Raw genomic sequence first — 21,159 nt, 5'->3', positions numbered from 1 at the left:
GCCATTATGTTTTCTCGATTTGTAAAAAACCTGAAAAGAGATCCAAAGTCATCGGTGCATTACGATAAAGCAAGCAGCGATAAATTCTCGTCTTCATAAAATAATTTGATCGCGTTAAAATCTCGACGCAGCCAACTTTCAACTTGTAATGTCGAACAGTTTCCAAGCCGAAACCAAATAACTTTCGGTGGATTCCCAAATACTAAGCTTACGTCGTGCATGTCCGCGTCTTTCGAGACAATCATCAAATTATTATCTTTTGCATAATCCCCTAGCTGTATAATTGGTATGAAAGAGCTTGAGATTCAAGCATAGTAAGAATCTCTGTATGTTCATTGACCAAAGCTTGTATTGCGCTAATTGGGTCATGATGAAGGCGATGTTTGCGTTGGCGAGGAGCTTCTGCCAAAGCTAATCTACGACGTTGAACTTTATACTCCGTTATCTATACTTCAATACGCCACTTGCGTAGTAGTGTTTATTAAAGTGCGTACAGAGCCGATTCTGACATTCTTTGCTTTTACCTGCTACAAACATTGCTCCACTCATTGTTTGAACGGTTTTACGCATATGCCAGGCTCTGCGGTTAACTAAATTCTTGTCACAATGGATACATTTATCTAACTCACATTCCACAATTATACGTTGGTCATCAGGAAAACTTCGTTGTGGGCGATGACGTGGCTTCTTTACTATCACGCTTCTTTTGCTGGTGGTAGATTCCTTTTTTAGCTTACCTGCTTTACATACCAATTAGACAGCTAGGGATGCAGATCACCTCTCGAACTCAACGAATCACTCCTCGCCATTCGGCTCCAACGCCTTGTTGTGCTGCGTCTTTAACGACTAACTTTCATGATGCTTGAACAGGTTCTGTCCGGTTGTCTTGGAACTGAGCGAGTTGGGGATATTGTTTCTGAAGTTCGATGTAATAATTCACCAACTTCTGAGGGTCGTGTCCATGCTCAGCAGAAATAGTGTGGCGGACTTCGCGTATTTGACTGATCGCCTCATCCTTCTTCGTCATTTTGCACTCCAATTAACTCTAATGGCGTGACTAGCGTTAGAACGTACAACCCAAGCATAACGTTCACTCGTCGAATATGACCAAACTTGTTCGCATTTGCCAAGTGCCGACAATTCCAGGTCAACAGAAAATCACATTTATGATACGAAGCCAGGGCATATCAAGCATTACAGCTACCTTCTTTCTGGATATGCGGAAAACTTCTTTTTTAAACCCCTATTTTGGATATTATACAGAATTTTTCCGTATATCCACCCTTTACGGGATGATTATATGGAATTTTTCCATAACACACCATACAAAACTAGTTTTTAGGTTTCAATTTCGGGGTTTTCACCCAACATTCTGATAAAAATGTAAAATTTATAAAGATTAAATAGAGTCAGGAAGATCCGCCCAAGGTGGGATATCTCGCCAAAAAAAAAGATGAAAATTAAAAAAAAAGAAATATCCTACGCCAATCACTGACGGTTTTCCGTTACAGTGGACGGGCTGTAAGCCTAGTATGGACTACTAGCCGAGCACTTACTATTCTTCTGGCTAGTTTAACTTTAGTTGCTGGTCTTTTACCGGCGGCGATATCCTACATCAGTAAGTTAATTGTTGATGCAGTGGTATTTGCCTCTGAAGTTAACTCACAGAGCAATGGTTTTGTCAATATTTATCCTTCCCTATCTTATGTAGGATTAGAAGCGATCGCTGTAATTTTACTAGCAGGCAGTCAACGGGGAATCACCATTTGTCAGTCGTTATTGCGGGCGCTAATGGGTCAGCGAGTGAATGTACTTATCTTAGAAAAGGCGCTGACACTTGATCTTAGGCAGTTTGAAGACTCAGAATTTTATGACAAATTAACCAATGCCCGACGAGAAGCATCAGTTCGTCCCCTTTCTTTAGTAAACCGCACCTTTGGGTTAGTGCAAAATGCCCTTTCCCTGTTCACCTACGGTATTTTGCTAGTAAATTTCTCAGGTTGGGCGGTGGTGGTGCTGATTTTGGCAGCTATGCCTGTATTTATTTCCGAAACAAAGTTTGCTGGAGAAGGCTTTCGCTTGTTTAGTTGGCGTGCGGCAGAAACTCGTCAACAGCACTACTTAGAAAATCTGCTAGCAAGAGAAGATTTTGTCACAGAAGTCAAACTCTACCAGCTAGGAGAGATGTTGCTAGGACGTTACCGCAACCTGTTTGAGCAACTATATGGTGAAGACCGCGATTTGACCCTCCGGCGAGGACTGTGGGGGTATCTCCTGGGTTTAGTCAGTACTGGTGCTTTTTATCTAGCTTATGCTTGGATTGTACTGGAAACAGTGCGAGGTAAGATTTCCTTGGGAGATATGACAATGTATCTCACTGTGTTTCGCCAAGGACAGTCTACTTTCTCCAATGCCCTCACTTCTATTGGAGGGATGTATGAAGATAACCTATATCTATCAAATCTCTACGATTTTCTGGAAGAAGAAGTACCAAAATCTTGGGGTAAGGCAACCATTGGTTTAAATCCCCAAGATGGTATCCGTTTTGAAAACGTATCATTCACTTATCCAGGAAGTTCTAAGCCAGCATTGACAAACATTTCTCTACATTTGAAACCCAGAGAGAAACTGGCAATTGTCGGTGAAAATGGTTCCGGTAAAACTACCTTAATCAAACTACTTACCCGACTCTACACGCCAGACTCTGGGCGAATTTTCTTAGATGGCTTGGACTTGCAGGAATGGGATGTGGATGTGCTGCGGCGTCGGATTGGTGTGATTTTTCAGAACTTTGTCCGCTACCAGTTCACTGTAGGGGAGAATATTGGCGTCGGTGATGTAGAACATCTCGAAAACAAAACCCGTTGGCAAACTGCTGCTGAAAAAGGTATGGCGCAATCTTTTATTGATCAATTACCCCAAAGTTTCCAGACTCAACTTGGTCGTTGGTTTAAGGGAGGACAGGAACTTTCGGGGGGACAGTGGCAGAAAATTGCTCTCTCTCGTGCTTTTATGCGATCGCAAGCAGATATCTTGGTGTTAGATGAACCAACATCGGCAATAGATGCCCAAGCTGAGTTTGAGATTTTCAATCATTTTCGCACTGTTACTAAAAATCAGATGGTACTTTTGATTTCCCATCGTTTCTCAACGGTAAGAATGGCTGACAAAATTCTAGTTATAGAAAACGGGGAAGTTATAGAACAGGGAACTCACGAAGAACTCTTACAGCTAGGAGGACGTTATGCCAAGTTGTTTCTGTTACAAGCAGCCGGTTATCAATAGGAAAGAAAGCTAATAAACTTTGTGAATTGAGATAGCGATACCTAGGTTGGGCTGCGCCTACGCCCACTTTGTCACAGCATCTAGCCTCTGATATAACTACGTTAGACTGTTCGATATAAATTGCTGAAATCCCTTGAGTGCAGTTGTTATTTGATAAAATTATGCAAGTTACACAACAACGATACTACACACCAGAAGAATATTTAGAACTAGAAGAAGGTACTGACTCTAAATGTGAATACATTGACGGGCAAATAATTCCTATGGCGGGTAAAACAGCAAATCATAATCGAATCTCTCTGAATCTAAGTGCTGCCTTAAATTTTGCGTTTCGCCAGCGAGATTACGAAGTTTTCATGGGTGATGTTCGTCTATGGATACCCAAAAAGTGTACATACACTTATCCCGATGTGATGATTCTGGCAGGTGAACCAGAGTTTTTTAACAACAGAATGGATATAATTTTGAACCCACAGATCATTGTTGAGGTTTTATTAAAATCGACCAAAGGGTATGACCGCGAAGATAAATTTCAGGCTTACCGAACTATTTCTACTTTCCAAGAATATCTATTAATTGATCAAACAGGGATTCATGTAGATCAATTTTCTAAAACTGGGAAAAAACAATGGACGCTTCGTGAATATGATGAAGAAGATGAAGCGATCGCACTTGTAACCGTACCCTTTGAGATTTCTCTACAAGATTTATACAATAAGGTAAAGTTTGAGCCTGTTGAGTCCGAAGGGGAAAGTGCTGATATTGAAGGATTGGGGTAAAGTGCGTAAGCATAGCTTATCGTTCGCGTAGCGTCTGTCTGCGACGCGCTACGCGAACGCAGAGAAGATATTGGACTGTTTTTGCTAAAGTAAGAGGTGTTAGGACTGCTTATACTAATGCCAGTCATTAACTCTTTGTTGTCTCCGGCTAGCAAAATTATGTTGAAGACGATAAAAATAGAAAATTTCCGCAGTTTCCAATCTTTTGAGCTTCAGCAACTTGGTAGAGTTAACCTACTTGTTGGTAAAAATAATATCGGTAAAACATCAATACTGGAAGCTATTCAACTTTTATGCTCACGAAATAATCTTGATCCACTACGTCAGACAATGACTAACCGGAGTGAATATTTTTTTGATGATGAGCGTACTGAACGTAGGTTAAGGCCAGTTCAAGACCTTGATGTTCGTCACCTTTTTTATGGTCACGAGATTGAATTGGGTAGCAAATTTTCAATAACGGGTACTAATGGCAATATTCAAGAGGAGCTTGTTGTATCAATAGAAGTACGTAAAATTTCCTCAAAAGAGTCACTTAGCTCATCGCCTGAGTTTCTATATGATGAAGTCCCAGATGCATTAAGGGAACTAGATTTCAGTATTAAGTGGAATTATGGGCGACAAGAAAAGCCTTGGATACTACCGCTATCAGCTAATGGTGGACTTGCTGTAGATAATTATACTGGACAATTGCGTAGAGATACTAAGAATTATTCACCAAAAATACAATTTGTCACATCATCTTCTCTAGGAACCGAGAAAATGATTGAACTATTTGATCAAATAGTACTAACGCCTGAAGAAAAACTTGTAGAGCAAGCACTTCATAGAATAGACTCTAAAATTCAACGGATTGCTCCCGTTAGTTCTCGAAAGTCCAGGTATTCCTTAGATTCGCGGGGCGGTTTTTTCGTGCTTCTTTCTGATAGTAATCAGCGTGTACCAATTGGCAGCATGGGTGATGGTATTTGGCGGATCTTAGGACTAGCACTAGCTACAGTATGTTCTAAAGATGGATACTTATTTGTTGATGAGATTGATACCGGACTCCATTTTACGGCTATGTCTGACATGTGGAAACTGATTTGGGAAACAGCCAAAAGGTTAAATGTGCAAGTTTTCGCAACTACACACAATAGTGATTGTTGGACAAGTTTAGCTAGTATTGCAGAACAGGAAGATGCAACTGAGGATGGTATTAGAATTCACAGAATCGAGAAAGGTAAAGAAGCAAGTGTAGTTTTTATTGAACCTGAAATTGTCATCGCTGCTGAAGAAAACATTGAGGTACGTTAGTAATGACAAGCAGTTATAGAACCAAAAAACTTATTGTGGAGGGTGAACAAGACAAGCGAGTAATACCATATCTCATGGAAGCTAACGGAATTATCTGGGAAAAAGATAAGCATCCTGTCGAGATTGAAAACTATGGTGGCGATGGATTCATTAATCCTTATAGAATATCAGCTCGATTGAAAGGAGCAGGATTGACACATCTGGGTTTGATGGTAGATGCGGATGACGATCCAGATATACGTTGGAGAAGTATTCGAAACGCTTGTTTACCAAGTATTCCTGATATTCCTGAGCAAATACCAGAAATAGGACTACTCCTCACCACAAATGGAATTAAGTTTGGGGTCTGGATTATGCCAGATAACCTGATGCGAGGTATGTTAGAAACTTTTTTAGCTTATATGATTCGAGATGAAAGTGAACTTCTCTGGCAATATGCTCAGGAAGTTGTAGCAGAAGCAAAAAATAGAGGGGCACCATTTATAGATTCTCATATTGATAAAGCTTACATTTACACATGGTTAGCTTGGCAAAAGCCACCAGGACGACAACTCCATAACGCTATCAAGGAAGAAATTCTGAATCCACAGCATCCAAAAGCACAGACATTCGTAACCTGGTTTAAGACTTTATACGATTTATAACCCTCAGATGAATTAGGTAGTAAAAAATAGCGATCGCTCTATCTATGCAAAAGATTTAAGCCACTTTTAACGGTTTCTGAGGAAAAGTAATTGGCTCTGGCAAAGGTTTTCCTTGCTCTCCATACCATTCGATCAGAGATTCAATTACCTCTTGCCCATGTTTAGCAGCTTCTTCATAAGTCTTACCATGAGTGTGGAATTGCTGCCAAGGGAATTCCGGTAAATGTACCAAGTAGCAATTATCTTCATTTAACTATTGAATTACCATACTGTAGCGATCGCTCATTCTTCTAATCTCCAAAGCCAAGAAGTTTAGGGGAAGCTTCTAACGTAAACTCGGTTTGTATAAGATGAGAAATCTTGTTACCTTTTTCGGGAAGAGCAAAAAGCATCAAAGCATTGAGATCCGTTTTTCTAATTTGCCCATTCTGAGGATCAGGATGACCTATTTTTTGCAGGATATCACCAAGTGGTATTGTAGGGCGGGAATGGACACTAAAATTATGTCTATCCTCATCTGCAAAGCCTATATACCAATCGTAGTCTACTAAAGTATTTAGTTTAACTAGTAGCTTTCCAGTAAGCATTTCAGTATCTTCAGGCTTCGGTTTAAATATTTCTCTTAATTCCTGCATCTCATCGTCCCAAGTCAACTCCTCTTCTGAAAAAATAACTTCAGAATCAGCTTGCTTAATTTTTTTCTGAAATTCATACCCTTTACAAAGACTTCGATTTAATAGGGCATATTGATAGAGTATTTCTGGCATTTCTACCCCAAGAGTATATAAACTGCGTCCCTCACAAAATGCACTAGCCTCATCACGAAGTTGATTTATTAGTAGACCAATATCTTTAGTAGCAAAACTTGTGTAATCTCCCCCTTTAGCTTCAAACGCATCAGCTTTTGCTCTGACACTAAAAGCAAGAGCCACCAATAGTGGTAATCTTTCCGGTTTGCCTTTATCAATACGATTAAGTTGAGTTCGCAGCCAAGCTTCTAAATCCTCGGCTCTTTCAATAAGTTGATCTGCTTCTAGTAATTCAGGCAGTATATAGGTAAATCGTTCATAGGTTTTAAGTAGTTTAAAAGTTCTAGTCTCAAACTCTTCTCTACGCCTCCGAGCTTCTAAATCTTTAACTTCTTCTACAACATTTTGAAAACCTGTACGCATCTCCTCACGGAGAATATTCATTTGATTTGCTAAATTGCACTGATTACAAACTAATAACTCAAGAGTGCGGTGTTGAACAGTAAGGGCATTTTGAATACTGTTAAAACAAGTCTGGATCTGTTCATTATTTCTGTCTAATTTATCTGAGACTACTTGAACTTGTTCATGATTTCTATCTAACTCCTCAACACAGAATTGAATCTGATCTTGATTCCGGTCTAACTTCTTTTTAATCTTGTAAAGTTGGACAGAATTGTAAATCCCTACACCAAGATTGAGTATATTTACTCCCAAATTAGCAATATTAAACATATCAATAGCTGGTCTAACGGATTGAATTGTCTCTCCGCTTACACTATGACGTGTACACCAAGTACCTGCTTCACCAGTAAATACCTCGTAATCGGAGGCATTTCCTCCCTTAAACAAATGTGGTTCTGGTCGCTGAGTAAATGGATTAACCATAGTTGTTGCAAAATAGACTTAATCTCAGTATTCCCAGCAATATCCTTGATATATCACTTCTTTTATACAAAAGAGCGATCGCCCCACCATCCTCAATAACTTCGATAAAATCACTATGGTGCTAGTTAACCCTCCCTAAATCTGATGAAAAGCGATCGCCCCTCTCCCCCTCCTTCTCTTCAACGTCCTGAACTACTCGCGCCAGCAGGTAACTGGGACTGTGCTAAAGCTGCTGTGGAAAATGGGGCAGATGCGATTTACTTCGGTTTGGATCGCTTCAACGCCAGAATGCGGGCACAAAACTTTACTGAGGCAGACTTACCCCAATTGATGACATTCCTCCACCGTCGCGGCGTAAAGGGTTATGTCACTGTCAATACACTAATATTTCCCAAAGAACTAGCAGAAGCACAGCAATATCTCCGCACAATTATTGCCGCAGGTGTGGATGCGGTAATTGTCCAGGATGTGGGTATATGCCGTCTCATCCGTCACCTGTCGCCCGATTTTCCCATCCATGCTTCCACCCAAATGACGATCACCAGTGCGGCTGGGGTGGAATTTGCCAAGTCCCTCGGCTGTCAATTAGTGGTGCTGGCGCGTGAATGTTCTCTTCAGGAAATCAATAAAATTCAGCAGCAGATTGCCCAACAGGAAACTTCGCTGCCCTTGGAAGTTTTTGTTCACGGTGCTTTGTGCGTAGCGTATTCTGGTCAGTGTTTGACTAGTGAGGCTTTAGGCGGACGTTCTGCAAACCGAGGTGAATGTGCCCAAGCTTGCCGGATGCCCTACGATTTAATCGCTGATGGCGAAGTTGTAAATTTAAAAGAACGCAAATATTTACTTAGTCCTCAAGACTTAGCAGGGTTAGATGTTCTGCCAGATTTGGTCAAATCAGGAGTAACTTGTCTCAAGATTGAAGGTCGTTTGAAAGCCCCAGAGTATGTTGCCAATGTCACCCGTGTTTATCGGCAAGCTTTGGATGGAGTAATGGCGGAATTAGAAAGACCTAACCCCCTAACCCCCTTCCCTACAAGAGAAGGGGGAATAAAAGCTCCCCTCTCCGTTTCGGAGAGGGGCTGGGGGAGAGGTCAATCGAATCAAGAACACTACAACCTAGAAATGGCATTTTCTCGCGGACTCTACACGGGTTGGTTTGGCGGGATTAATAATCAGGAACTAGTTCACGCCCGCTTTGGTAAAAAACGTGGCGTTTATTTGGGTGAAGTCAGCCGTATCCACAACGAACAGGTAACAGTCAAACTAGAAGCGCCTGTAAAACCTGGAGATGGAATTGTGTTTGACTGCGGTCATCCAGAGGCGAAGGAAGAAGGCGGCCGGGTTTATGCTGTGGTGTCCAAAGGTAAAGAAACCATGCTGACATTTGGGCGAAATGACTTGAACCTACGCCGAGTGCATATAGGCGATCGCATTTGGAAAACCAATGATCCAGAATTAGATAAGCAACTGCGTCAAAGTTTTGCTGGCGAGAATCCTCAATTTCAACGTCCGATTGACTTGGAGGTTTATGGAGAAGTTAGTCAGGCGTTGATTGCGATCGCTCGTGATCAACTCGGTAATATTGTCCAAGTAGAGTCTGCAATTTCCCTGGTGGAGGCACACACCAAACCCCTAAATACAGACCGTTTACAAGAACAATTCGGTCGTCTCGGTAACACACCTTTCTGTTTGGGAACGCTAACCAACCACCTCAGTGGTACTTTTATGCTGCCCGTCAGTGAATTGAACCGGATGCGGCGGGAAATCGTAGCACAGTTGGAAGAATTGCGAAGTCAACCCAAACGCTGGCAATTACGTTCTGATGTTTCTTTCCAAGACTTAGTACCCTCTTCATCTCCCTTATCACCTACCCTACGGGAAGCTAAAGCTACATCTCCTGCACTCATAGTCTTGGTACGTAACCTCAAGCAACTCCAAGCCGCCCTCAAAGCTGGTATTGAAACGCTGTACTGTGAATTTGAAGACCCCCGCGCCTACCGGGAAGCGGTACAGCTAGTACATAAACAAAGGCAACAATCCCCATTTCCCACAATTTGGGTTGCACCACCCCGAATTACCAAACCTGGGGAAAACTGGATTTTGCAGCAAGTCCGTGCCTGTGAAGCAGATGGCTATCTGGTGCGGAACTATAATCAACTGAAATTTTTTGCCCAAGACCGTTGTATTGGAGATTTTTCGCTCAACGTTGCTAATGCCTTAACAGCAGACTACTTTCAGCAAAACTTTGGTTTAGAAAGGCTGACGGCATCCTATGACCTGAATATTACCCAACTACAAGACCTGCTCACCAGTTGCCCACCCCAGTGGTTTGAGGTGACAATCCATCAACACATGCCGATGTTTCACATGGAACATTGTGTATTTTGTGCCTTTCTATCGACAGGTACAGACTACACTAACTGTGGGCGACCTTGTGAAAAGCAGGAAGTGAAATTGCGCGATCGCGTTGGTAGCGAACATGTCCTCAAAGCAGATGTAGGCTGTCGCAATACTGTATTTAACGGCACTGCTCAAACCGGAGCCGAGTACGTACAGCGCCTAATAGAACTAGGATTACGTCAGTTTCGCATTGAGTTTGTCAATGAAACCCCAGAACAAGTGAGTAAAACAATACATTATTATAGTCAACTACTTCAAGGGGAGATTACAGGTTCCCAACTCTGGCGGGAGTTGAAACTGCAAAATCAATTAGGCGTAACTCGTGGCCCTATGGGAGTGTCTGCATTGCGATAATAATTATTGTAAGCTGCCCTATTCACCACTGCTGGGCAGCTTGTTTAACTATTTCCACAAGCCTCAACACGGTTGGGGATGTCTCATTGTTTCGCCAAATCATTGCAATGGCTACTTTTGAGGTAGGTTCTTCTAAAGTTTTATAAATTACCCCAATCCGTTGCAAATTTTGCAAAGATGCTGGGACGATCGCCACACCCATCTCGGCTGCTACTAGGCTGACAATCGTTTGCATCTGGATAGCTTCTTGGGCAACCTTGGGACTAAAGCCTGCTTGCTGGCAGAGGCTAATGATTAAGTCGTAAAGTCCTGGTGCTAATATCCTGGGAAATAAAATAAACGGTTCATTGGCCAGGGATGTCAAACATACATTAAATTGACTCGCTAGCAAATGTGCTTCAGGTAGTGCCACCATCAGCGACTCTTGAAAAATTGTTTCGCAGCTAAATCTATTTTCTTCAACGGGTGGACGCAATAATCCTACATCCATTCGACCTTCTCGTAACCACTCTAACTGTTGATCTGTAGTCAGTTCATGCAACTCGATGCTCACACCAGGAACGCAACTACGAAAGGTTCGCAAAATAATAGGCAAAATATTATACGCCACAGAACTGACAAAGCCGACCACCAACTGTCCAATTTCGCCGCAACTGGTTTGCCGCCCGACTTGGATTGCCTGTTGTAATTGCCTCATAATTTGCTGCACTTCATCCAGAAACACTTGCCCCGCTTCTGTTAACTGTACTTTTCGTTTCGTGCGGTAAAACAGTTCAAAACCCAATTCTCCCTCTAGCTGCCGAATTTGTTCACTTAGGGGAGGTTGGGCAATGTGTAATCGTTCCGCCGCCCGTCCAAAGTGCAATTCTTCGGCCAAGGTGACAAAGTAGCGCAAGTGTCGTAGTTCCATCTGTTACCTAAACTCATATCTTTAAAATATTAGTTAAGGTAAAAATATATATTGGACATAGTTAAAAATATTTTCTACTGTGATAATTAGGCGGTGATGAATCGGCAAATCAATACACTGTAATTTCACTACTTATGAATAATCTTTCAATACCTAAAAATTCTTGGGATGCTGCTCTCTACCAAGATAAACACGCCTTTGTCTGGCAGTATGGTGAGGACTTACTAAAATTCCTCAACCCTCAGCCAGGAGAATCCATTTTGGATCTTGGCTGTGGTACGGGACAACTCACAGAAAAAATTGCCCAAGCTGGTGCTGAAGTCATGGGAGTTGATTTTGCACCCGCGATGATCGAAAAGGCCAGAGAAAACTATCCCCATATCAGCTTTGATGCTGCTGATGCTAGGAACTTTCAAGTAGATAAGCCATTGGATGCTGTGTTTTCCAACGCTGTATTGCATTGGGTGAAAGAAGCAGATAGTGCGATCGCTTCCATCCATCAATCCCTAAAACCCGGAGGCCGTTTTGTGGCAGAATTCGGTGGTAAGGGAAATGTGCAAGCGATCGCCACAGCTTTAGAAAGCGCCTTAGAAGCAATTAATATCCCCACACAAACCCTAAATCCGTGGTATTTCCCTAGTATTGGTGAATACGCCACCTTACTAGAACAGCAAGGCTTTGATGTTATTCATGCCATGCTTTTTGCTCGTCCAACTCCTTTAGCAGAAGGAGAAGCAGGTATGGCAAACTGGATTGGGATGTTCGCCAGCAGTTTTTTAGCAGGACTTTCTAGTGAGCAACAAATACAAGTAATTCGCGTCGTTGAGGAATATCTTAAGCCAATATTGTATCAACAAGGAAGTTGGTTAGCAGACTATCGAAGAATTCGCATCGTTGCCATTAAACTTTAAAATGTGCGAATTATTACTAATACCTTAATTACGAATTAGTATCAGCTATGCATATACCTAAATTGTGCGTTCGCCACAGATTACTTTCATTATTACTAACCATTAGCCTCACCACTTTACTAGTCCCGCCCTCGCTAGCGCAAACCCGCCCAATACCATCGCCTTCTAATGCGCCTCTGGAACTAGATTTATTGACCAAGCCAAAAGACTATGTAATCACAGCTAACACCATAAACCCAGAACGATTAACCGTTCCCAGTTTATGGTGGGCACAAGCAAACTCTGAGACAAAGCTATTGGATAATTGGATAGCATATCCAGCTTCTGAAAAAGAACCTGCACGAGTAGACTTGATCGTGAATCAGCAAATTTGGAGCTTGCTAGACTCTATACAGCGTTACGACTTCGTAAATCGCTTGGGTAGCGCTGCACGTAACTTTGGTTATAATGTCCGGGTATTTAACTATCAAAAAGAAGCCTTGGCAACCTACACTTGCAACTTTAGTATAAGTCCAGCTTTATGCAATATCCAAACGACTTTTAAGAACAAGATAGGGTTAGAGCGTTTACTCTAGTAATTTTAGATTTTAGGTTTTGGATTTTGGATTAAATTTTAATCTAAAATTGTCAATCCAAAATCTAAAATTGAATTGCCCAATTCCCAATTAAACCTTAATTTTGGCGAATAAAGACTCGTATTGTTTGATTGCTGATGGGGATAAGGGAAGCAAAAATTCGCTTTTATCAAAAAATTGGCGATTGCTCTCTAAGAAACTCCATAATGGTTCTTGGATATCGGAAGCGACAATATTTGTAGAAATTGGCGAATTACTTTTGGTCAGCACCGAAATTTGTTTAGCTGTGCTTGGTTGCCAACAAAAGTCAATCCATTGATCTGATAAAGTACTCTTAGTAGTAATACCTGCGGGACGTACCCACAAGTCTGCCCATATTGCTGTTCCTGACTGGGGAATAACTGCACCAAGTTGCGGATAACGTCCCAGAACTGGCAATACATCGCTTGACCAACCAACCGCTACCCAAGTGTCTCCCATAATTAGAGGTTCTAAGTAGTTATTGGAACTGTAGAACTTGACCTGTTTGTTTAACGTCTGTAATTCCTTTTCCAAGTCTGGTACTTGGTCAAGATTCTCTGTATTATAAGATTTTCCTAGCTTCTTTAAGACTAGACCAATAACTTCTCGTGGTTGATTGAGTAGCGAAACGTGCTCCTGCAATCCATCTCGCCACAAATCACTCCAATCTTTGGGCGTCCATCCCAATTTTTGCAACTTGTCACGGTTATAAACAATTACTGTGCTACCCCACCGATAAGGCGCACCCCACACTTTCCCTTGAGTATCCAAGTTACCTTGGTCGTTGCGCGTTACCAGTTGTTTCCACCTTTCATCTAAAGCAGACCACTGCTTTAATTGGTTTCCCTGCACCTCTTGGAGTGGTTGAATCAGTTTCTGCTCAATAGCTGCTTTTAGCCAGTAATCTCCCAATGTCACCAGGTCTGCATCAGCTGTTTTTTGACCTTGCATAAAGGGTATAAAGCGTCTCCATGCCTGCTCATCAGTGGCTTTTGGTTTCTGCTGCCAATTTTGTAATTGCTGAAATAAACCTTGTATCTGCTCAACCGGAGCAAACTTTAACTGCACCTGTTGCTGCAAACCTTTGTGGAACTGATTAACCACCTGACCAGGTATAGAACCTTTTAATAACTGTACTTTTAGTTGTGTCTGGTTGTTTCCACCACAGCCAAAAAGCAGTTGTGAAAGTGCCAGTGTGCTTGTACTTAGTAAAAAAGACCGTCGATCCATTGATTTTGGATTTTGAGATTTTAGATTATACCTAATATTAAGCAAAGATTCACCAGAGGCTGACTAAGTGAAAAAGTGGAATTGGAAAATTATTGGTATTTTTTCTTGGGAATGGCGATAAATCTGAGTTTTTTACTCAAAATATCGATTTTATCGTCAAATAACTGCCTAAAGATGAATTTTTATCTATAAATTTCCTTAATGGTACTTATGGTCAAACTTTACTTATATTTAGAAGTAATGATTTAAATGTCACATTTGCACCAAAAATTATCAATACTTAAATAATCCCTAAGTATAGTTAAGATTTAGAGTAAATTGAATAACATAAAGAAAATGTACGGATGAGGGTATTAAATGGAGCCATTACAGAAGCAAATCCTGACTTTAAGCGAAAAACTGGATGCCCTCTGCCAAGTGATTGAGCAGCTTGATGATAAAGTCACTCAAGCTTTCTCAGAGTGTTCTTTAGCAAATACACAAGCAAAGGATAATTATCAGGAAAATGGCGCAACTGGTGGCTACCAGTTCAGACGTAACAATTTAAATCCAGAAATGGAACACAAGGATGTCTTGATAGATGGCATTTATCTAGATATGCATCGTCAAGGTGGAGATAATATAACACCAGAAATTCAAATACAACGACTGACAGCGCAATTAACAGCAGCATACAATCGCATTGCTGCCTTAGAAGAACAATTACTCAGAGAGAGAATTCATTAAATTTAATCTCAGTTCTACTAATTAAAAAAATGGCTGGAGGTAGGGAAGGCAAGCCTTTAAATTCAATGCCAAATCATGGCTTTATGTCCATGACACTATTCCACTATTCTAAAAATCCCTACTTCTTTCCGTAAAATGTGCTTGAAAACCTTAATTTTTAGTTTTTAGCCCTTAATAAGCTTAAGCTTTATAGCAATAAATATTATTAGTAGGATAGGTTTATATATTTATTAAGTATAAGCAACTAATCCAGCCATAAAATTGATAAAAAACTTAAACACATTATTACATATATTTACGTAAGAGTATGATATATCTACGTTATAGCTTTTAGTGAGTACCTCACTATGAAACAAAAAAAAAATAACCCTAAGACTGGTGCTCTTAGGGTATTGTATGCTTCAAAAACCAAGCTTTTCTTATTAATCTGCGTTTTTATCATTAGTGTTTTTGGCATCTTGTTATCAAATTGGTTGATGACCAGCCAGGCAGCTTTCGCTAAGATTGACCTTTTGCAACCTGCTCCTACTCAACCGCTAGGCTATTACGACTATTTCGGCAAACTACTTAGCCCTCAAGAAGCAGCAGGGGTAGTTGCAAATAAGGGACTTGATCCTAATAACCCCATTTCCTATCAACGGGTAGGGGCAGTTAAAATTACTAAGGAATTAATCGCCCAAGGTGAAGATATATTCTTAAACCGCAAGATTGGCGACGTATTTGGTTTACAAGGGGCATTTGGTTTTGGACTTGGCATTGCTAAAATTTTGCCAGAATTACAGACAGCAATAGTTAAGTTGCAAGGTCAACCGACAACGAACTTACAAATTATTCTTGAGAAGGATATAGCGTTAGGTAGTCGAACTTTTCCCAAAGGAGCTGTCGTCAATACAGGCTTAAAAATGGAAAAGGGAGGAACTTTTCCTATTGGGCTAGCAATCACATCTAACATTGATGTTACCTGTGCTGTGTGCCATGTATCTCTTTCAAATAAGGGTAAACGTCTTTTGGGAGTACCTAATGGCGAAATTGCCACGCCTCTGCTGGTTGCTTTAGCACCAAATTCAGCCGCAGGGTTTTCGCGGTTAAAGTTTAATCCCCTAGATCCACAATATAAAGGCAATGGAAAAATTATTCTGGATAGTAAAGGTAATAAAGTAGAATTACCTGATCCTGAAAAGTTTGAAAAAGCTTTCGACGATGCAGTATTGGATGTGCCTTTTGGTAATTTTGAGAGTTCATCAGATAGTCTCAACAATACTACTCAAATTCCGAGTATGTTCACATTTAAGAATCATCCTTATTTCTTTGATGGGCAGTTTGGTGTGGGGCCGTTTGCGGGACTCAGCGCTGTCAGCAATGGTGTTCATTCTTCGGAAATCAATCTGTCGGCAGCTGCTCAACTTAGTGCAAAAACCCTTGGGATTGATCCAGAAGTTTATATTGGTACATTTCTTCAAAATGCTGCTGTTCCCAGCCTCCGTTTACCAGAAGGGCCTCCGGTAAAACCCTCACAGTGGTTGCGGAAGCTTGCACCGAATCCTACACAAGCAGAATTAGAAGACCAAGTTCCTGCTCCTGGCACAGGAAATTACCCAAACTTACGTCCCAGTTTATTTACTTACAACGGTTTAGTTTTCAGCCCAAATACTGGAAAGCCCAGTGATATTGCTAGTGGCACTTTCTTATTTGCTAGCAACGCTATGTCTGCTTTCCAAAATAGCTTAGTACCACCTGCCAACCAGACTTCGGAAAATTGGCAAGCCTTGAACAGCAATTCTGTTAAGCGTGGTGCAAAAGTATTTGAGAAAGCTAATTGTGCAACTTGCCATATTCCACCTTTCTTCACTGACAATAAAATTCATCCAATTGATGAAATTCGTACTAACCCCGCTCGTGCCCAATCTCGCTTGAGGCTGAGTAATTTGTTAGTACCACCCAAGCTATATACTTTAAACACTCCAGTTCCCATACCTGCTAAGGCTGAAGTGCTGGATGTACCAACACAGGGTATCTCCGATAGTCCCACGACTCTACCCAAAGGTATATTGCCAAAAGGCGGTTACAAAACTACTTCCTTGCGTGGTCTTTATTTAAGCGCACCATATTTGCATGATGGTGGTGTAGCAGTACGAGCAGGAAGCCTGAAAGTTGACTCAAATGGAATCGCGGTTGTTGACAAGACTGGCTTAGGGCTTTCTGGCACTCTCAGTCAAGGTATACCTGCCGATCCAGCTAGCAGCTTGCGTGCCTTGGTTGATCGCGATCTTCGTGCAAAAGTTGTGAAAGCTAACAAAGCTAACCCTAGTTTAGTGCGTAGTAACCTTGATGGCACTGGTCATTATTTCTACGTAGATAGACAGTCTGGGTTTAATTCAAACCAGCAAACAGACCTAATTAATTTCTTGCTAGCACTTGATGACAATCCTGGAAGTTTTTAATTTTAGTTACAGCTAATATTCTATGTTAATACCAAGTCGTCTAGTGATATATCATGAACGCGACTTGGTATTACTGTAAAAGTAGGATAGCAAGCACATTTTTTTAATGCAATCTAGATTGCAGATGCACTATGAATCTAACAGATAGATATTTTTATAGAGCTTCTTCTGGGAAGCTACTGCTTGCTTTCGCTTCATCCACCAGCCAAAACTAAGAGCAACCAATGAACCACTTACTGTGTAAGGTTCGGGAACAGGACGTGGTAAGACACTAAAGCTGCCATAATCTACATCGCTTGAAAGCTCTGAATAACCTTCATTGAAACTACTATAAAATACGTTAACGTTTCCATTTCCGTCTTCTCCGCTCCCAGAAACCAGGTAAGAAAAACCGTTCTGGGTTAACACCGGCGTACTCGCATTCAACAGATTATCATTGATTCCATATGTACCTGGTGAGAGTAAGCCAATGATTGTCTCGGAAATTCCTTGAATTGTCCTTGTTCCAGTTATTCCTGTGATTGTGTAATTGTTTTTTATAGGATCTAAATCGGTGGTGTTAAGAGTGCCGCTAGCGGAAATCCCTGTACCATTTGCTCCATCACTGGGAAAAGAGTATTGAAAATCAAATAGCTGTACAGCTTGTGCCGCAGAAGATGCACCAACACCAGTAATACTGATAACAGCACTAGCGGTAGCAATACCAAGCTTTTTTACTAATTTCATCAGATAATTCTCCTGAAAAACAAGAAGGTAAACAAAGTTGCGTAGTTCAAATTGCTAGAAAAACACTCTTACGCACAGACACACAAGAGTTGTCAGGAGTTTCTGGCTACCTGAGAGCAAAAGTTCGTGAAACACGCAGATGCAATTTGAATGGCGATTAGATTATTAACTATTGATTTGGCTAAGTAAAGCTTTGCGTAAGATTGTAGCGCTTTTAAACGTAGACAGAGAGGTATGAGCAAAGGAAACCTCCGCCTATAACTTTGGTGGGGCGCAGAGTCTTGCCGAATTTCATTAGCTATGAATTAATGAAATGCTGTACTTAGCCGTTCAAGTTGGGCTTCAATGGCTGCCAAAAGTTGGTGTTGCTGCCAATTTTGGCTAAGATGGGCGGCTATGCAAGCGGCTCCAGCACCCATACCTTCTTTCACAAAGCCCTCCTCATAAGCTCTGAGTTGGGGATAACGAGAATCAGCAAAACTTAGATGAGTTGCTAATAGGGGAGGAGTTCTTCCACTCTGAGTTAAGCTGGCTTTTTCTAAGCTGAGAGCTAAGTCAACTGTAGCGCCAGTAGGATCTTCTGCTACCCATCGGGTTGTGCCTACAACTACTTCTTTTGGTTGCCATGATAAGGCGTAAGCTTGAGCGATCGCACTTATCAGCGCATAAACCGCCAGCATTTGCGTCCCACCAGCAAGCATTACACCACAACTCCGACTAGCAGCGATCGCCATCCCAGCCACCACTACTTGCATCGGATCACCCACAGCAGCGACGAGTTGCACGGGGTTAACTGGGGAAGATGAGGAGGACAAAGTAAAATTTTCTCCCCCTGCTCCCTCATCTCCCCCTGCTAAGAGCTCCCTGCTCCCCCTCATCTTCTCCAGCCCAGCTTGCACTAGTGCCCACTTTTGCGCGTGGTTACAAATAGGGTGGCTACTGTTAACTTTTCCGGCAGCATCTATACCCAAACCAGTTAAGATTGCCAGGGCAGTTGTAGTGCCTCCAACGACGCACTCACCGAGAATCACATAGTTATGTTGGTTATTGGCAGCAAGGCGTTCGCCCCAAAGTAGCCCTTGTTTAAACAAGTGGTATACAGTTGTGATTTCCATAGCAGCACCACTACTTAAACACCGAGCAGCCGTGCCGCCCAAATCAATTACTGGCACAGCCGGAGGCTGAGGTAAACCAGCATTAAACAAATGAACTGGTATCTTTAGTGACTCAAACACAGCGCGAGAAATCAGCACAGGTGAAGCCCCGGCCGCTAATGGTGGTAAGGGATATTGGGCTTTATGTTCTGGGCCATAATACAAAAACTCGGCATCGGCACAAGCAGTATATTTCCGATCCTCTGGAGTGCGACCGGCTGCTGAAATCCCTGGAATTAAACCAGTTTCAGTAAATCCTAAAACACAGGCAAATACGGGTAGACAGCCACGATACCGTCGTAGCCATTCTTCACCCTGTTCTTTTTGCGTATAAATACGAATTTGGGAATTGGGCATTAGTTAGGACTTATCATTTAACCAAAGACAAATGACAAATGACAAATGACTATCCTTCATAATCCATGAGGACTTGTACCCAGCGTGGTGGAGGGGGAATGGGGTTACCTAGACGATCAAAAAGCAACCATGCTGCCAGGTGTACCACAAAAAGGTAGATAAAGTTGTTGAGTACAATTAAAGCGATCGCTCCCACTTGAATTAAAAACACACTGGGACTCGTCAACAAACTCAAGTTAAAAAATACCCACTCTATGAACTCAGTCACCTGGGTAATTACATAAATCCATAGGTCTTCACCTGACAAAACAGACAGCAACCACAGCCGAAAAAAGACCCCCAAAGTACCCAACAGTGTACCCAAGGTGATAGAAGTAATCCAAGGAACACGACGACGATACCACGTTGCTCCTAAAAGCACGCCCATAAACCCGTAGGGCATCACAAACAGCAAACTGCGGGCTGGCCCCATCAGTACTGTCAGCAGTAACCCGGAGGTGAGTGCTGCCATCCATGCCGCACGCCTGCCCCAACGCAGATAAACTAAAGCGATCGGTACCGGAAAAAATATCCGTAAAACTGGCCCTAAGGGAAAGTAGAAATTAATAAACCAAATCAAGCTAGCGGTACTTGCTAAAAACGCCGTTTCCACCATCCTTAAGGGCGCATCAGCTTTGAGTTGAGGAGGCATTAACTGCTGTTCTTTGTCTAACCAATGATTATGGGGAGTTGAAGGCTCAGGCGATGGATCTTCCTCTGGCTCATCTGGCAAAGAATCTAAAATACTCATATCTGACAAGTTTTTAAACGATCATTCTTTCTAAGGCTGACAAATCGGGAATACAAATAGTGTCTTGATCCCGTTTAATCAAGCCTTTTTTTTCTAGCCTTGTCAACACTCTTGTCACAGTTTCCCGCGCCAGTCCGCTCAAACTACTCAATTCCCGATGAGGTAAATTGGGGATTTCGGTTCCTGTTTGCCCTTTTTTTCCCTGTCCTTCTGCCAAAAATACCAACGTATCTGCCACCCGTGACTGGCTATCAGATTCCCGCAACCGCAATCGGCGATTTACTTGCCGCAAGCGTCGTGCCATTAGTTGCGCCAATCGAACTCCCGCTAAGGGTTCTATCTGAAGTAACTTGACAAAATCCTGAGCAGGCATACTACCAATTACCGTTGGGGCCAAGGTAATCACATCTGTAGATCGGGGCACTTCATCTAGCGCCGCCATTTCACCGAACAATTCCCCTTTACCAAGAATATTCAGCGTTACCTCTTTTCCCTCCAGATTGTAGGTGCGAATTTTTACCCATCCGTCCAGAATAAAATACACAGAACCGCCCCAGTCATTTTCTAGCAGAATTACCTGATTGGCTGGGTGAGTGCGGGTAACAAGATGGATGAGGGCTGATTCTACAGCACTTTTTGGCAACCCTTGAAAAAAGGGAGCCGACGACGTGATCATCCAAGAATTAGCCTGTGCTTGCAAGCTATATCGGTCTTCCATTACGACATCTTTATTCAAGCGGCTATATATACACACAACAAACAGGAGTGCCATTTTCAGCCTAAGCTATCATTGCACAGCTCCCTTTCAAAAAGAAAACTAAACTATGCTACATAAGAAAGCGACAAGAACGTTTTTCTAAATAATCTTTACCTATAAGTTTAAACGGGGTAAAAGTTTTGCAAAAAGTAGTTTATAGCCGACG

Annotated in this window: 19 protein-coding genes; 9 read left to right on the top strand and 10 right to left on the bottom strand. The window is 41.9% G+C overall.

Translation table 11 applies throughout. From position 1 onward, the window contains the following. Positions 1 to 59 precede the first annotated feature (59 nt). Both LC608_RS14365 and LC608_RS14360 read right to left on the bottom strand, forming a co-directional pair. Positions 60 to 281, bottom strand: a complete 222-nt coding sequence (locus tag LC608_RS14365) for a DUF5615 family PIN-like protein (protein ID WP_308189879.1) — start codon at positions 279 to 281, stop codon at positions 60 to 62. A 572-nt stretch (positions 282 to 853) separates the two neighbouring features. Continuing rightward, positions 854 to 1,027: a hypothetical protein gene (locus LC608_RS14360; protein WP_229554195.1), complete on the bottom strand. Its 174-nt coding sequence runs from the start codon at positions 1,025 to 1,027 to the stop codon at positions 854 to 856. Between the two features lie 449 nt (positions 1,028 to 1,476). On the opposite strand from LC608_RS14360, the gene LC608_RS14355 reads away from it, so the two are divergent. The 4 genes from LC608_RS14355 (at position 1,477) to LC608_RS14340 (ending at position 6,004) form a co-directional block, all read left to right on the top strand. Next, positions 1,477 to 3,285: an ABC transporter ATP-binding protein gene (locus tag LC608_RS14355; protein WP_229554336.1), complete on the top strand. Its 1,809-nt coding sequence runs from the start codon at positions 1,477 to 1,479 to the stop codon at positions 3,283 to 3,285. A gap of 161 nt (positions 3,286 to 3,446) precedes the next feature. Then, positions 3,447 to 4,064, top strand: coding sequence for a Uma2 family endonuclease (locus tag LC608_RS14350; protein ID WP_229554194.1), 618 nt, complete (start codon positions 3,447 to 3,449; stop codon positions 4,062 to 4,064). Between the two features lie 117 nt (positions 4,065 to 4,181). Further along, complete coding sequence (locus LC608_RS14345; protein ID WP_229554193.1) at positions 4,182 to 5,360, top strand: ATP/GTP-binding protein; 1,179 nt, start codon at positions 4,182 to 4,184, stop codon at positions 5,358 to 5,360. A 2-nt stretch (positions 5,361 to 5,362) separates the two neighbouring features. Beyond that, entirely contained in the window at positions 5,363 to 6,004 is a 642-nt protein-coding gene (locus LC608_RS14340) for a DUF3226 domain-containing protein (protein WP_229554192.1), read from the top strand. Positions 6,005 to 6,059: 55 nt separating this feature from the next. Here LC608_RS14340 and LC608_RS14335 read toward each other — a convergent pair whose 3' ends face one another. Further along, on the bottom strand, positions 6,060 to 6,236 hold the full coding sequence (locus LC608_RS14335; protein ID WP_229554191.1) for a type II toxin-antitoxin system HicB family antitoxin: 177 nt from the start codon (positions 6,234 to 6,236) through the stop codon (positions 6,060 to 6,062). A gap of 58 nt (positions 6,237 to 6,294) precedes the next feature. Then, positions 6,295 to 7,488: a hypothetical protein gene (locus LC608_RS14330; protein WP_229554190.1), complete on the bottom strand. Its 1,194-nt coding sequence runs from the start codon at positions 7,486 to 7,488 to the stop codon at positions 6,295 to 6,297. Between the two features lie 297 nt (positions 7,489 to 7,785). Between LC608_RS14330 and LC608_RS14325 the strand changes: the two genes are divergently transcribed. Beyond that, positions 7,786 to 10,395 carry a U32 family peptidase gene (locus LC608_RS14325; RefSeq protein ID WP_229554189.1) on the top strand — a complete coding sequence of 870 codons (2,610 nt, stop codon included), beginning with the start codon at positions 7,786 to 7,788 and terminating at the stop codon, positions 10,393 to 10,395. Positions 10,396 to 10,417: 22 nt separating this feature from the next. On the opposite strand, the gene LC608_RS14320 is transcribed toward LC608_RS14325, so the two are convergent. After that, complete coding sequence (locus LC608_RS14320; protein ID WP_229554188.1) at positions 10,418 to 11,305, bottom strand: LysR family transcriptional regulator; 888 nt, start codon at positions 11,303 to 11,305, stop codon at positions 10,418 to 10,420. 134 nt (positions 11,306 to 11,439) lie between these two features. On the opposite strand from LC608_RS14320, the gene LC608_RS14315 reads away from it, so the two are divergent. After that, positions 11,440 to 12,216 (top strand): class I SAM-dependent methyltransferase, encoded by a 777-nt coding sequence (locus tag LC608_RS14315; protein ID WP_229554187.1) that lies wholly within the window; start codon positions 11,440 to 11,442, stop codon positions 12,214 to 12,216. 47 nt (positions 12,217 to 12,263) lie between these two features. Then, positions 12,264 to 12,791, top strand: coding sequence for a hypothetical protein (locus tag LC608_RS14310; protein ID WP_229554186.1), 528 nt, complete (start codon positions 12,264 to 12,266; stop codon positions 12,789 to 12,791). 90 nt (positions 12,792 to 12,881) lie between these two features. Here LC608_RS14310 and LC608_RS14305 read toward each other — a convergent pair whose 3' ends face one another. After that, entirely contained in the window at positions 12,882 to 14,042 is a 1,161-nt protein-coding gene (locus LC608_RS14305) for an extracellular solute-binding protein (protein ID WP_229554185.1), read from the bottom strand. Between the two features lie 357 nt (positions 14,043 to 14,399). On the opposite strand from LC608_RS14305, the gene LC608_RS14300 reads away from it, so the two are divergent. Together LC608_RS14300 and LC608_RS14295 are read left to right on the top strand one after the other, a co-directional pair. Beyond that, a complete protein-coding gene (locus tag LC608_RS14300) occupies positions 14,400 to 14,768 on the top strand; it encodes a hypothetical protein (protein ID WP_229554184.1) in 369 nt (122 codons plus the stop codon). 347 nt (positions 14,769 to 15,115) lie between these two features. Continuing rightward, positions 15,116 to 17,209, top strand: a complete 2,094-nt coding sequence (locus tag LC608_RS14295; protein WP_229554183.1) for a di-heme oxidoredictase family protein — start codon at positions 15,116 to 15,118, stop codon at positions 17,207 to 17,209. Positions 17,210 to 17,338: 129 nt separating this feature from the next. Here the strand turns inward: LC608_RS14295 and LC608_RS14290 are convergent, their stop codons facing one another. From LC608_RS14290 to LC608_RS14275, 4 genes are all read right to left on the bottom strand, one after another. Then, positions 17,339 to 17,935 (bottom strand): PEP-CTERM sorting domain-containing protein, encoded by a 597-nt coding sequence (locus LC608_RS14290; protein ID WP_229554182.1) that lies wholly within the window; start codon positions 17,933 to 17,935, stop codon positions 17,339 to 17,341. 305 nt (positions 17,936 to 18,240) lie between these two features. Then, a complete protein-coding gene (gene cobT / locus LC608_RS14285) occupies positions 18,241 to 19,446 on the bottom strand; it encodes a nicotinate mononucleotide-dependent phosphoribosyltransferase CobT (RefSeq protein ID WP_229554181.1) in 1,206 nt (401 codons plus the stop codon). Positions 19,447 to 19,495: 49 nt separating this feature from the next. Further along, on the bottom strand, positions 19,496 to 20,236 hold the full coding sequence (locus tag LC608_RS14280) for a DUF2232 domain-containing protein (protein ID WP_229554180.1): 741 nt from the start codon (positions 20,234 to 20,236) through the stop codon (positions 19,496 to 19,498). Between the two features lie 13 nt (positions 20,237 to 20,249). Further along, entirely contained in the window at positions 20,250 to 20,954 is a 705-nt protein-coding gene (locus LC608_RS14275) for a Crp/Fnr family transcriptional regulator (protein WP_229554335.1), read from the bottom strand. Positions 20,955 to 21,159: the final 205 nt, after the last annotated feature.

Source organism: Nostoc sp. XA010 (assembly GCF_020829625.1).
Taxonomy (GTDB): Bacteria; Cyanobacteriota; Cyanobacteriia; order Cyanobacteriales; family Nostocaceae; genus Nostoc.
The sequence above is the reverse complement of the archived record's forward strand: the minus strand, read 5'-3'. Positions and strand labels throughout refer to the sequence as shown.